Source organism: Vibrio sp. 1562, assembly GCF_033340155.1.
Classification (GTDB): domain Bacteria; phylum Pseudomonadota; class Gammaproteobacteria; order Enterobacterales; family Vibrionaceae; genus Vibrio; species Vibrio alginolyticus.
The window spans coordinates 1-580 of sequence record NZ_JAWOVY010000588.1 but is presented as its reverse complement, the minus strand read 5'-3'; the positions used below and the strand labels follow the sequence as shown (position 1 = coordinate 580).

Here is a 580-nt window from a genome sequence, read left to right as displayed (position 1 = left end):
TTATCGTCAGTTAAGGAAATCACAATGAAAAACGCATCTTTCGTAAAGGACATCATGAATCCAAAACCGGTTACACTCAGCGTGGAAATGCCTGTAGCCGCAGCTCTTGATACTCTATTAGACAACAATCTAACAAGCGCACCAGTGGTGGATCTCCACAATCGTTTAGTTGGTTTCTTCTCTGCACACGACGTGATGGTTGAACTGTGGTGTCAAGATTACATCCCAGTGAAAGATCAAAAAGTGGTTGATTTGATGAGCCGTGATGTCGTTGCAATTGATGCTAGCGATCGTTTGGTGGATGTGGTCGAGTTCCTATGCATCGACAAAGAGCAACTATACCCTACAAGCAGCATGGGGATTGCAACTCGCCTAACTTCTCTATCTCTAGAAGAACGAGCCAAAAGCATGAAGGTTAGCAAACCGCAAGTATTGCCGGTTCTTGAAAATGGTCAAATGGTTGGTGTTGTTACTCGCCAAGAAGTCCTTAAAGCCCTACGTCCAGTATTCGGTGAGCGACTAAACCTTGTTGAAGATAAAGCACTAGAAACTGCTTAAACAATAAAGAACGAACAATAAC

The 580-nt window shown here is 43.3% G+C and carries 1 protein-coding gene; it reads left to right on the top strand.

The features are described from left to right. A partial coding sequence (locus tag R7Z49_RS26545; RefSeq protein ID WP_318112648.1) for a CBS domain-containing protein occupies positions 1 to 558 on the top strand: 558 nt, incomplete at its 5' end. Positions 559 to 580 lie beyond the last annotated feature (22 nt).